This is a genomic window from Enterococcus diestrammenae (assembly GCF_049384045.1).
GTDB classification, from domain to species: Bacteria; Bacillota; Bacilli; order Lactobacillales; family Enterococcaceae; genus Enterococcus_C; species Enterococcus_C diestrammenae.
Map to the genome: position 1 here is coordinate 95858 of NZ_JBMRGR010000010.1, position 12724 is coordinate 108581.

The 12724-nt window shown below is 43.3% G+C and carries 14 protein-coding genes; 1 reads left to right on the forward strand and 13 read right to left on the reverse strand.

Features of this window, described 5'->3' with window-relative positions; all coding sequences use genetic code 11:
- Positions 1 to 153 precede the first annotated feature (153 nt).
- The 11 genes from ACO03U_RS08585 to ACO03U_RS08635 form a co-directional block, all read right to left on the reverse strand.
- Positions 154 to 1083 (reverse strand): sce7725 family protein, encoded by a 930-nt coding sequence (locus tag ACO03U_RS08585; protein WP_204686930.1) that lies wholly within the window; start codon positions 1081 to 1083, stop codon positions 154 to 156.
- Positions 1073 to 1768 carry a hypothetical protein gene (locus ACO03U_RS08590; RefSeq protein ID WP_161869202.1) on the reverse strand — a complete coding sequence of 232 codons (696 nt, stop codon included), beginning with the start codon at positions 1766 to 1768 and terminating at the stop codon, positions 1073 to 1075. Before ACO03U_RS08590 ends, ACO03U_RS08585 begins: the two co-directional genes overlap by 11 nt.
- Positions 1769 to 1890: 122 nt before the next feature.
- Positions 1891 to 2241 carry a hypothetical protein gene (locus ACO03U_RS08595; RefSeq protein ID WP_204686931.1) on the reverse strand — a complete coding sequence of 117 codons (351 nt, stop codon included), beginning with the start codon at positions 2239 to 2241 and terminating at the stop codon, positions 1891 to 1893.
- Positions 2242 to 2274: 33 nt separating this feature from the next.
- Positions 2275 to 2643, reverse strand: a complete 369-nt coding sequence (locus tag ACO03U_RS08600; protein ID WP_204686932.1) for an HIT family protein — start codon at positions 2641 to 2643, stop codon at positions 2275 to 2277.
- A 374-nt stretch (positions 2644 to 3017) separates the two neighbouring features.
- The gene (locus ACO03U_RS08605; protein ID WP_204686933.1) at positions 3018 to 4055 is read right to left on the reverse strand and encodes a Gfo/Idh/MocA family protein; all 1038 of its coding nucleotides are present in this window, start codon (positions 4053 to 4055) and stop codon (positions 3018 to 3020) included.
- A gap of 61 nt (positions 4056 to 4116) precedes the next feature.
- A complete protein-coding gene (locus tag ACO03U_RS08610; protein WP_204686934.1) occupies positions 4117 to 5085 on the reverse strand; it encodes a sugar phosphate isomerase/epimerase family protein in 969 nt (322 codons plus the stop codon).
- A 28-nt stretch (positions 5086 to 5113) separates the two neighbouring features.
- On the reverse strand, positions 5114 to 5824 hold the full coding sequence (locus ACO03U_RS08615) for a ThuA domain-containing protein (RefSeq protein ID WP_204686935.1): 711 nt from the start codon (positions 5822 to 5824) through the stop codon (positions 5114 to 5116).
- On the reverse strand, positions 5821 to 6570 hold the full coding sequence (locus ACO03U_RS08620; protein WP_204686936.1) for a sugar phosphate isomerase/epimerase family protein: 750 nt from the start codon (positions 6568 to 6570) through the stop codon (positions 5821 to 5823). The genes ACO03U_RS08615 and ACO03U_RS08620 overlap by 4 nt, the downstream gene beginning before the upstream one ends.
- Positions 6571 to 6642: 72 nt before the next feature.
- Positions 6643 to 7719 carry a Gfo/Idh/MocA family protein gene (locus tag ACO03U_RS08625; RefSeq protein ID WP_161869195.1) on the reverse strand — a complete coding sequence of 359 codons (1077 nt, stop codon included), beginning with the start codon at positions 7717 to 7719 and terminating at the stop codon, positions 6643 to 6645.
- 448 nt (positions 7720 to 8167) lie between these two features.
- Positions 8168 to 9037, reverse strand: a complete 870-nt coding sequence (locus tag ACO03U_RS08630) for an AraC family transcriptional regulator (RefSeq protein ID WP_204686937.1) — start codon at positions 9035 to 9037, stop codon at positions 8168 to 8170.
- Positions 9030 to 9695 (reverse strand): endonuclease III domain-containing protein, encoded by a 666-nt coding sequence (locus ACO03U_RS08635; protein WP_204686938.1) that lies wholly within the window; start codon positions 9693 to 9695, stop codon positions 9030 to 9032. Before ACO03U_RS08635 ends, ACO03U_RS08630 begins: the two co-directional genes overlap by 8 nt.
- Before the next feature lie 87 nt (positions 9696 to 9782).
- On the opposite strand from ACO03U_RS08635, the gene ACO03U_RS08640 reads away from it, so the two are divergent.
- Positions 9783 to 10343, forward strand: a complete 561-nt coding sequence (locus tag ACO03U_RS08640) for an SOS response-associated peptidase (protein ID WP_204686939.1) — start codon at positions 9783 to 9785, stop codon at positions 10341 to 10343.
- A gap of 134 nt (positions 10344 to 10477) precedes the next feature.
- Here ACO03U_RS08640 and ACO03U_RS08645 read toward each other — a convergent pair whose 3' ends face one another.
- Positions 10478 to 11830, reverse strand: coding sequence for a TrkH family potassium uptake protein (locus ACO03U_RS08645; RefSeq protein WP_204686940.1), 1353 nt, complete (start codon positions 11828 to 11830; stop codon positions 10478 to 10480).
- 258 nt (positions 11831 to 12088) lie between these two features.
- Positions 12089 to 12721, reverse strand: coding sequence for a V-type ATP synthase subunit D (locus tag ACO03U_RS08650; protein WP_161869190.1), 633 nt, complete (start codon positions 12719 to 12721; stop codon positions 12089 to 12091).
- Between the last annotated feature and the right edge of the window lie 3 nt (positions 12722 to 12724).

Below are 12724 nucleotides of genomic sequence, written 5' to 3' on the forward strand. Positions count from 1 at the left end.
CGAATAGCTGAATTTATCAGATTTAGAAAGGTTGAAGGAACTGTAGGTCGCAAAGCTAAATATCATAAGACTTGGTATGAGCAAATTTCACTTGGGAAAATTCCGAACTTAGTATAAGAAAAAACAGAAGCTTAAAGCGAGCGCTGACTTGCTTTAAGCTTCTGTTTTAGTTTCCAAAAGACGACTCATGCATTCTAGATGATGCATGATAACGGCTTTACGTAAAACTCCCATCCCAGGAAAGTGCCCCTGTTCTGCTGCTTGATACAACAGCTTGAGACCCAATGTATCGGTTTGCTGGTCATTGTTTTCGGAAAACCAGCTTTGAACTTGCAGGATCAACTGCAAAAACTTCTCCTTTTGATTGAAACCCAGCTCTTCAGTATCAGCCGGCGAGACAAAATGATGAACCCTGAGTTCTTGTGGTGCTGCAAGATAGACGAGATGCAGGGCCAAATCACGATCTGGATAGCCTTGCTCATAATAGATGCGACTATCCAAAGAAAAGTCGCTAAAGCCGCTGAAGCCTCGTTTTTTAAAATCTTTAAAACGCCGGCTAAACAGTTCATCAGGAATTTCTCGATAATAACTATTTCGTCCCAGTCGAGTAAAGGGATCCTCCGATAAGATTAGCGGGTGGTCAAAAGAACTTTCGCGGATTTGCTGTAATAACCGAAACTCTTGGGGCACCAAGAAAAATCCAGTCAAGGCTTGAACTGGGGTTTCTTTTAGCGCCGCAAACGATTTGACTATCCATAGGGTCGAAGCGGAATAGTTTGCCAGATCGGCTAGTGTCACCGGTTGATCGATAATATGAGCTTGTGAGTTACCCTGAGCGAGGTCTTGTAAGGTAGCATAGCCCTTTTCCGTAAGAAAAGCCCCCGCCTGTGGGTTATCGATTAAACGATAAGGATGGTGCTTTTTCTGAAATTCCGCTATCGTGGCGAAAAAGGTCTTTGAATTTTTCACAGGTTCAATAATCGGTTGGATGGCAGGAGACAAAAGCCCAGCTTGTAAAACTTCCTTCAGTGCCAACAAATCAAATTGTTTGCCACGAAAATACGGATAATAGCTAGAAGGCATCTTCTCCCTCCTCACTATTCGTTGCCAGCATTATTTCTTCTAATTGAAAATAAGCCCTTCGTAAAGCAGCAAGCTCTTCTTTCAAGGCTTCCACAGCCTGATCCTGCGTTTCCGTCAAAAAGCGGTCATAGTAATTAACCTCGCCACCATAGAGATCGTATTCTGGCATCCGGCGCTTTAGCTCCCGATAGAGTTGATCGGTACTGAAAACTCGGACCCCCCGCTGAGTTTGCTTCGCTTTTCCCACCTCTCTGGCTTGGGCGGTAATCAAGCGATAGATCAGCTCTGGTTCTGCTACTTGCAAGTCTTGGTAACGAGCTTTTTTTTCAGAAACTAAGTAACCTGGAGTTGAATGATTTTCTGGATCGAGATAGCTGTAATACAAGAGTACACCGATTTCATCCGGAATTTCTGAAGCGACTTTTGGATACAAAAAATCCGGCAAAACAAAATAGTTGTAATGTCCAATAAAGGATAATTTTGCCGAGGAATGAAAATCAGCTTTGGTAACTTTTAGCTCAAAACAGCGCCATTCAAATTGCTGATCTGGCTTTATTTTCAGACTTAAAGTGTCGACAATACCTAAATCATCTGGCATCCCCACTTCTTCCACTACAGCTTCCCCTTTTTCCCGACAATAGGCATATAGGGTCTCTTCCATCTCCAAGGTTAACGAAGTCTTCATAATCGCTCCACGTCCTCTGCCTCGCTTTTAAGCGCTATTCTTCAACACAAACAGCTGTCTTTAAAAAACTGACAGCTGTTTATCTCCTCTTTATAATAGAACATGCATTCGTATAATGCTAGTTAGGATTGTTGATTTAATAAATATTTGAAATCTGAGAGAACCCTCATCGCTTCTTCAGGACTACCGAGCTCTAGGTGGAGGTTTTCGGTGGGGGTAGTGACGATCAACTCTGACCCCTTTTGCTGTAGCTGAACTTCTGAGGAGCGATAGATAACCTTTTCAAAATCAGCCAATGAAACATGGGGTGTCACTAAATAGATGCTCTGATTTGAAACAAACAAAAAACGCCCATCCTTCGTTTCCTCGATGACAAACTGCATCAATTCCTCTTCCGTCATCACCTCATCGGCATATGCTTGCAACAATAAAAACTGTTGGGCCTTCGTATAAACAGTAAAGAAAGTAGCCATGGTTTTCCTCCCTTTCATGATATCCGACATCGATCAATATGCCATTTTCTCAGGAATCACCCCACGTACGCCTCCTCTTGGATGACGCGTATCCCCTTGATAACGGGGGATGACATGACAATGGCAATGAAAAATCGTTTGCCCAGCTGCTGCACCACAATTCCAGCCAATATTATAGCCCGCTGGTTTAAATTTGTGATCCAGCATGGCTTTGGCCGCTATCAGCAACTCCTCAATAGCTAACCTTTCTACCTGAGAAAGGTGAAAGTAATCCAGCTTGTGAGCTTTAGGGATAATGAGGAGATGCCCTGGAGATACGGGATGGCGGTCATAGAAAGCCCAGGCCCAAGAATTTTCCAAAACTGGTTCTAACAAACTCGAACAAAATGGACAACAAGTCATGAGAGGATCTCCTTCCTTTTTCACCTATACTACCATTTTTCTAGACTTTCTTCCTCTATCAAAGGTGGCGCCGGTAAAAGAGTTCATTATCGTTACGCCTGCTTTGTCCCCACTTCTCCCCTATCACCTCACTGAAAAAGGAAAGGTGGAACGAACTCATACAGCTCTCGAGAATTAAGGCGGAACCGACATAAGACGTTCTTTATCATGAGTCGGTTTCGCCTTAATTTTAGAAAATATTAGTTGGACATGCAGCTTTGCCTTAGTCCAACTGTCTGCGGTGGCTGAGCTAGTGCGTGAAGCCAAACATTTTAGCCTTGGTCAGATAAAAACACCCTGTTAGAGCCAGAGCCTAAACAGGGTGTCCTATTGTGTTAGTTCGACTTTTCCACGATCTCAAAAATATGATCGATAAGTTCCATGACTTTTAAAACTTCTTCATTTTTTACGATCGGAACACCATCATTGACAATCACATCGTAAAAGTTTTGATAGAAACTTTGAGGTAGTTGCAAGCCCTTTGGTAATGGCAAAGTTTTGGTAGCTGCTTCTGAAGGTGGCGCCATCGTTTTGGTCAGTCCAACACCTGCTTGAATCGGTGTCGGAGCGGCGACATCCGCATTTGTCGCTACCACCATCTTACCGGAAAGATCCCAATCGGTAACTTCTGCTGTCCCTTGCGTCCCTTTCACGTACCAACGAGGCAAGCGAATATAGTTCGTCGTGCCGACTTCAGTGATGACCCGCAAGCCATTTTCAAAAGTCAGATAAGTGATATAGCCATCGTCACATTCTTCTCCGAGGATAGTACTAAAATCGGCTTCGATGGCTTTCAAAGGACTATCCACCATCCATATAATCTGATCCAACAAATGAATACCCCAGTCTAAGAGCATCCCGCCACCGTGCTGTTTCAAACGACGCCAATCGCCAGGAATACCATTTGCGCCATGAACCCGTGACTCGATTTGGAAAACATCCCCGATGGCGCCTGAATTCATCAACTCTTTGACAATCAGATAGTCGGGATCCCAGCGACGGTTTTGATGGACCATGAAGACCTGGCCAGTCTGTTCAGCGACAGCCATAATCTCCCGCATTTCCGCGGCATTCATCGTTACCGGTTTTTCAGAAACGACTTGTTTGCCAGCTTCTAAAGCGGCGATTGCGATTTCTTTGTGGCTATCATTTGGAGTCGCAATCAAAATACAATCAATTTCAGAATCGGCCAGTAACTCATCACGGCTACCGTATGCTTTCAGCCCTTTTTCTGTAGCCAAGGTTTGGCGATCCTCTTTAATGTCGTAAACCCCTACAAGCTCAAATAACTCGCCTTCGTTGGGAAGCAAATGGTCAAAGTGATAAGAACCCATGCCACCGTATCCAATTACTGCTAGTTTTAATTTTTTCATTTGTCGTCACTCGTTTTCTACAATTTTTTCTTTGGAAACTAAAATCCTTAACTGTCTGGTTTTAGACCCACCACATCTCAGAAGGTTGCTCGTTAATCATAATCGAGCGCAAATTGGTAATTGCGCGATTTAAGCCTTCATCTACTGACATGATTGGATCTTCGTGTTCGATACTCAAAACATAATCATAGCCGTAAATTCGCAAAGCGCTAATCATATCTGACCAGACTTTCAAGTCATGGCCACAGCCGACAGAACGGAAAGTCCAGGCGCGGGTTTTGACATTGCCATAAGGTTGCATGTCCGTCAAGCCATGCATGTTGATATTGTCTTGATCCAAATACGTATCTTTGGCATGAAAATGATGAATCGCGCCAGCTTCCCCTAAAATCTTGATAGCAGCCACTGGGTCAATTCCTTGCCACCACAGATGAGAGGGATCTAAATTACAGCCAATCGCTTTACCAGCACCGTCACGAAGTTTTAGCATCGTATAAGGGGTATGAGCCAAAAAGCCACCGTGAAGCTCGATACCGATTTTGACACCGGCTGCTTCGGCTTCGGTATTGATACCTTTCCAGTAAGGAATTAACTTGTTTTCCCATTGGTAATTGTAATTGTCGCTATATTCGGTTGGCCATGGCAGTGTGGGCCAGTTCACTTGCGTATCAGTAGGGTTGCCGCCAGAGATACCTGAAAAACCGTTAACCACTGGCACATTCATTAAGCTGGCCAATTTGATGGTCTTCTTGATTAATTCATCGGCTTCTTTGGCTGTTTCTGGTAATGGGGAAATTGGATTGTTGTGGCAGCTTAATGCTGAGATCTCCAAACCTTTGTCCGCCAACTTCGCCAAGTATTCTTTGCGGGCATCTGAGGAAGCCAAGAGTTCATCGATTTTTAAATGGGCATCCCCGGGAGAACCGCCCGTACCAATTTCAACAGTTTGTAAGCCTTTCTTTGCTACGAGTTCAATCATTTCATCGAAAGAAAGTTGATTAAACAAGGGGGTAAAGACACCTAATTTCATACTAGTTTGCTCCTTTTTTATTTACACTTTATTTTTCCAATGGTTGAAAATGACCGTAATATGGGCGGAGATTGTCAGTTGGTTTGGCCCAATTGACAGCATTGATAATCACTTGTTGGACTTTTTCATTGTAGTAGCTATTGTAGGTCTCGTGTCCTGGCTGGAAATAAAAAATCTTGCCATTGCCTCGCGCAAAAGTACAACCGCTACGGAAAACTTCGCCATTTGGAAACCAACTGATAAAAATCAGTTCATCTGGTGCGGGGATGTCAAAATGTTCCCCATACATTTCTTCTTTTTCTAAATCAATAAATTCGCCAATTCCTGCTGTAATCGGATGGCTGGGATTGACATTCCAAACACGGGCATGGCTTTCATCTTCTCGCCATTTCAAATCACAGCTAGTACCCATCAACTTTTTAAAAATCTTAGAAAAATGCCCAGAGTGTAACACGATCAGCCCCATCCCAGCCAATACCCGTTGATGGACCTTTTCAACCACCTCATCAGAAACTTCCTCATGAGCCATATGTCCCCACCAGAGTAGGACATCCGTATTGGCTAAGACCTCATCTGTCAAACCATGTTCTGGTTCATCCAAAGTAGCGGTGGTTGTTTCAAAACCAGCTGCCGCTAAAAATTTTGCTAGCTGACCATGGATACCTTCTGGATACATGGCTTGTACCGCAGCATCGGTTTTTTCATGGCGAAATTCATTCCAAATCGTTATTTTTGTCATGCGTATACCTCATCTCTTAATGCTGTTAGATTGTCACAATCGATGCGACTGGCTTCTACAGGTTCGTATTGTTGGAAAGCTTCTTGCTCTATGATTAGCCAAGGTAATTGATATTCTTTTGCAAAAGCTAAGTAATCTTTCATCGGTAAGACCCCGCGTCCGATTTCTGTACTTTCCGTCCCATCAGCTGTCAGATCTTTAAAATGCAACAAGCCAATTTTAGGGGCATGATCCAGTAGCCATTCATCTACTGCCACCCCTGCTTTAGCTACCCAATAAAGGTCCACTTCCAATTTTACGTAAGAGGTGTGGGCAGTCAGATAGTGGAGAATATCGATTCCAGGAACTTCCGCAAACTCATGGGCATGATTGTGATAGTAAAATTCAAAACCAGCTTCAGTCAAGGTCTTACCTATTTCATCCAGGGTAGCAAATGCCGCTTTCCAGTCTTGGTAGTTGTCAAAACTTAGCCAAGGGCAAACAATGCGGCGATTGCCGATGGTCCTTTCAAAAGCCATGATACTTGCCAAATCTTCACTTAATTTTTCAAAGGGGATATGGCTAGCACAGACTTCCAGTTGGTTTTCATCCAACAGGTGACGAATCTCTGTCGCCGTGAAGTCTTGATAGCCCGCAAATTCAACACCGTCATAACCATTTTCTTTTACAGCTTTTAAAGTCCCTGCAAAATCAGCCGCCATAGCTTCTTTGATAGTCCATAATTGTAAGGCGATTTTTGGTTTCATTTCATCTACTCCTTTAGTCAGCTTCCCGAGGCAGAAAGCAACTTTCAGCTCTCTGCCACAGTTTTCAAAGCCTTAGTTAAAAAAATACGGTTGACCGGTTTTGGAAGATTCGTAAATGCCTTCTAAAATTTGCGTAACTACAAGGGCTTCTTCCGGTTTCACCACTAGCTCTTTATCGTTTAAGACAGCGTCAATCCACATGTGGGCTTCCACATCAGCCGGATCGCTACCAGCACCATCAAAGAAGTCAACACCACCAGTTTCCAACTGGATTTCGTTGTCGTAGAGATGTCCCCGTTTTTCACCATTTAACGTCAGGCCATTGTTCATGTCCGCGCCACCTTTGCTCCCACAAAGAGTAGTTTTGGCTTCTTTCACATCGAGGGTATTTAAGGCCCAAGAGGATTCCAAGAAGATACTCGCGCCATTTTCCATCATGATAAAACCAAAAGCAGAATCTTCAACAGTGAATTTTTCTGGATCCCAGGGGCCCCAAGCATTGGCGGCATTTTTTGTGTCTGCCAATTCCCGATAAGCTTTCCCTACTACATATTTTGGTTTGTAGTTATCCATCATCCACAAGGTCAAATCCAAAGCATGGGTACCAATATCAATCAATGGTCCGCCACCTTGGGCTTCTTCATCTAAAAAGACGCCCCAAGTAGGCACCGCCCGTCGCCGAATTGCATGGCCTTTAGCAAAATAAATGTCCCCTAATTCGCCGTCTTGACACGCTTCATGTAGGTACATAGAGTCTGTCCGATAACGATTTTGGTAACCAATTGTTAGTTTTTTACCAGTCCGTTTGGCAGCATCAATCATCAGCTGGGCTTCTTCGGTAGTTTTCGCCATTGGTTTTTCACACATCACATGGCAGTCAGCTTCCAAAGCCGCAATCGTAATCGGGCTATGAGAAGAGTTTGGCGTACAGACATGAATCACGTCCAACTCTTCTTGAGTTAACATTTCTTGATAATCTGTATAAACTGAGGCTTCGGCAGCCCCAAATTCCACTGCGGCTTTTTCCGCACGTTCTTCGATTAAATCACAAAAAGCCACCATTTCTGCTTCTTTAACTTTTTTCAAGGCCGGCATATGTTTGCCATTGGCGATACCGCCACAGCCGATAATTCCGATTCTCAATGTCATGTTTTAAGATCCTCCTAAATGTGGGTTTTAATAGGTTTTTTCAGAAGACGTTTTCTCAGATTGCCAATCGATCATAGACCAATGAAGGGCTATTGAAAACGTTCTTTCCTTTTGACTCCCTCATTATAGTGATAAGGCTTACAAAATTCTTCCCATAAAACTCACCATTATTCCTGAATATTGCCCTAGATGTAGCAATCCCCAAATGACCACTCACTACCACTCGGGGCATTCGCCGGAAGCGAGACTAGCCGGCTTTCTCACTGACAGTGCTCTGACTATCCCCCTATCAATACAATATCTACGAAGATACATTTGACCTTTTAGCAACCGGTAGATTAGAGGCGGAGACACTACGAGAATAGAGTTTTGAGCTTTAATCTGCAAGAAGACCTGACAAAAAAACAGAGCCCTTCTTTCCGGACTCTGTCGTGGAATGGTAGCCCACTTACCCCTCCAAAATATTCTTCTGATATTTCAAAGGCGAAACCCCCACATTCTCCTTAAAGACATGATGAAAAGTTTTGACACTAGCAAAACCGGCCTTTTCTGCTACTTCCACCATTGGTATTTTCTCAGCCGCTAAGATACACTTCGCTTGATTCACTCGGTAGTCGGTTAAAAACTGGCTAAAGGTCTGACCAGTGTTCTTTTTGAAGAAACGGGTGAAATAATAGGAAGAAAAGCCTACTGCGTTCGCCACATCCTCCAAAGTCAGACTATCTTGGTAGTGGTTTTCGATTAAATCAAACACGAGATTTAATTGATCCAAGGTTTCCTGATATTTGACGGCAGCTGGCTGCGTAATTGCAGTTTCCTCTTTTTTGGGAGGCAAAAATTGATAGCACTCAGCTACGAAAAGATGTAATAAAGCTTCCATCCGAAAACGAGCACCGATGGGGGCAGCTTCTTGGGTCTGATATAACGCCATTAAAAGCTCAGTGATTTTTTTAGCGAAAGTTGCAGGCCAATTACGACTTAAAGGTTCACCATTTTCAAATAAGTCAAACAAAGTCGGCTCACCGGCTTGTCTTAGATTTACCTCATCAAACATCAGCAGATCAAATTGGAAAACATACCGCTCGCTATCAGGAGACGTCAAAAAATAATGAGGTACTCCGCTGGAAAAAAGATAAGTCTCCCCTTCTGCCAACTCAATCAAGTCTTGGCCGACACCGATATTGACTTTACCGGATTTCGTATGAATGATTTCAATTTCCTTATGAAAGTGGGGATAGGTGATCGTCAACCCATCATTTAAAAAAGCCCGAAACGGAAATTCCTTTTCCATATGGGTAATTTCTAAATAATTACTCATCTTTTCCCTCCTCAACTAGCAATGAAAAATCCGCTAAAAAACTTTGCTCAAAGCGCTTGCCACCTCGAAACCAGACCTTACCAAATTCATCAATTTGTCCGTGAAAATCTTGGGCTTCAGCAATTGTAAAGTTCTTCATTTCGGCTGGCACCAGTCTTTTTAAAGATTGGTAAGTTGGCAGCGTTGGCAAGCCTAAATGTTCCATCAAACGTCGGGCATAGCTATCGGCGATGAAAATTGGTTGATCAAAGAGATACAGTAAAAAAACATCTGCGGTCTCCTCACCGATACCTCGTAACTGCAGTAAAGTCTTGCGTAGGTCTTCGCCATAATAAGCTTGAATTGTTTGATAGTCAAACTGCCAAGCGGCAAACCAGTGGAGCACTTCAAAAAGACTTTGGCTTTTATTGCAGTAAAAACCACTGGGACGAATGGCTTCCAAAATTTCCGGCTGGCGTAACGCGACCAGCTGCTTCCTTTGAAAATTCGTTAATGCTTTGAGATTGGCTAGTGAGCGAGCAGCATTTTGCCAGTTGGTATTTTGCACTAAAATGGCACCAATCATGATTTCTTCTTTACTATCGGCCGGCCACCACTCTGACGGCCCTTGTTCTTTAAGCAGAATTTCATAGAGTTCCTTGAGATTTCCCAATGTCATCAAAAACACCTCGGTTCATTATACGAAGAAAACCTGTTAAAATAAAGAGACAGCTAATTAACACGTAAAAAAGATGGAGGTAAAAGTATGTGCGGACGTTACCTATTCAACCCAATCACTGGCGAATTAGATGAGTATTACAAAATCGCCTTGGGGATGGGGCCAGCCAAACAAGGGGAAGTCTTTCCCTCTGAACAGGTGATTACCCTTGGATCTGGGGAAGATCAAAAAATGCGTCTGGCTTTCACACATTGGGGCTTTTCCCATCCCAAGTCAAAGCAGTTGATCATCAATGCTCGCAGTGAAACCGTTCAGGAAAAACCAACCTTTGCTCCCTCCTTTGCGAATAAACGTTGCCTCTTTCCCATGACTGGTTTTTATGAATGGGGAGCAGATAAACAAAAATATCTGTTTACTTCATCAGATGAGGGCCCCCTCTATGTTGCTGGTTTATATCGTTTAGTGGCCGACCGTGTCGAGTCCGTCATTCTTACCACTGAACCCAATGACTTAGTAGCACCGATCCACAATCGGATGCCTTTAATCATCCCCAAAGACGCCATTCGCGGTTGGCTAAATGATTTGGCGACTGCTGAAGGCTTATTAGCAAAAACCGATACTACCTCTTTGGTCATCACGGCCGCTTAACTTAGTTAGGCGGTTTTTGATTTTAGCTTATAAGTTTACATAATATTATTATGGACTTGAAAGTAAAACTGCAAACAACCTTCCTCCTGCCTGCCTCACTGGCGAACAGGACGAAGGTTGATCTAACTGTTGCATTATCCAATCATGACAGTTTCTTCAGGATATTTGAAGTTCGTGTCTTGGCGAGAACGTCCTAGCATGGAGAAGAAAACCGTCATAATCCCGACCCGACCGATAAACATCATCAAAATAATGATGACTTTACCAACCAGGGTCAAGTCCGGTGTCAGTCCCATCGTCAAGCCTACCGTTCCAAAGGCGGAAATCACTTCAAAGGCAATGTATTCCAAGCCCAACTGGTCCACATCCGGGATAGTTTCAGTCACCGATAAAATCATCGTGGCTAAAATACACAAAGACAACGTTATGAAAAACAAGGTTAAGGCCCGATTGACCGCTTCATCTCTGATTGTCCGTTCACCAAAGACCGCGTGTTTTTGGCCTTTGAAAATACTGCGGACTTTTAAGAGCAGGACCCCAAAAGTTGTGGTTTTTAATCCCCCCGCAGTGGACCCTGATGTCCCACCGATAAACATCAAGACGATGGTCAAAATTAAACCAGCATGAGTCATTTGGAAATAATCAATGGAATAATACCCTGCCGTCCGGGGAGTGACTGCCATAAACAGTGTATTAAAAAAGCGATTGACAACATTATCACTTGCCACTAGGGAATTGCCGAAGTGTTCAGTCACCACAAATCCCAAGGTACCAAAAAGGAGCAAACTACCGGTCATCATCAAGGCAATTTTTGAGTGCAGGGTCATCCGTTGTTTTTTTCGCAAGCCCATCAAATCATACCAGACTAAAAACCCTAGACCACCGGCGATGATTAACCCCATGACGATTGACAAAACCCAAGGATTGTTTTGGAAGCCAACCATGCTATCACCAAATAAATCAAAGCCGGCATTACAAAAACTAGAAATCGCGTGAAATAAGCTAAACCATAAACCCTTGGTCCAACCATAACGGGGCACAAAATCAATCGCAAAGCAAAGAGCTCCGAGAAATTGGATTAGAAAAGCGGTTTTGAAAATATAGCGCATCAAGCTAACTTCCCCACTGGATTCCATATTAAGTGAATCCCTTAGCACTAAGCGGGTACTCAGACTAATCTTTTTCCGTGAAATAAAGTAAAACAAAATCGGAATCGACATGAAGCCCAGTCCACCTATTTCAATCAGTCCGATAATGATCACCTGTCCGAAAAAAGTCCAATGCTCTGCGGTATTCAAAGTCGTTAAACCGGTAACACAAGTGGCAGATGTCGTTGTAAATAAGGCATCAATAAAAGGGGTCCACTCTCCAGACTGGCTGGAAATGGGTAACATCAATAACAATGCCCCTACCAAAATCAACCCAGCAAACCCCATCACAATCATCTGGGGTACACTGACATCAAAGCGACTATATCTTTTTTTCATTTTTCCACCTCATAAATGGCATTTGCTATTCATCATAATCAATCCTAAGAAAAGATGCAAGAAGAATCCCAATGGAACCTCTTCAAACACGTTCTTTTTAAAATAAAAAGCCGGTCCCACTTTCTTCAGAGACTTTTTATGAGCCCTCCTCTTTCCCACTACTCTTGACTGTTAATCAATCGCCCAGGATTGGTGGCTGCAAAGTAAAAGTGGGGCATACCACCAAATCAATGATTGGCGACAGATCCCCACTCAAACCTAACTGCGATTCATATTTTTAACTTTAATCATCCGGGTCACGCCGGCGCGCTCGTTTTCTTCGAGTTTCATCTTGATATAATAAATCGTTTCTTCCAATTCCGGAATGGTCATGTACTCCAAGGCATTGACTCGCCGCCGTGTCTTTTCGATTTCCCCTGCCATCAACTGGCAGGTCTTTTCGATTTCCGTCAGCTCCAATAACTGTGGGAGTACATCAGCAAAACGTTCAATGGAATTATCCAAAGGCACATTGGAATTTAAATAGCCATATTCAATTGGCGTTTCTACCACGGACTCATCATAATGAAAGTTCATCACGGGGACTTCAACACTCATGATATTTTTACTATCAAGCTCCAACTCCACGTGTGCTGCTGGCAAAATGAAAAGCTCCTCGATAAAAGCTGAGTTCAAAGTGGCACTAGCTAAACGAAAAGCTCGCATCGCCCGCGTCATTTTTTCTTCCACATCTTTGCGCATTTGATTGTTTTGTTTGACCAAAAGAATAAACTGTCGCATCAGCTCATCTTGTTTATCTTTAAGCAATTTATGACCACGCTTGGCGGTTTTCAACTGCTTTTGAAGACGAGCCAGTTCCATCCGGGTAGGATTGACATTTAATTTTGCCATGGC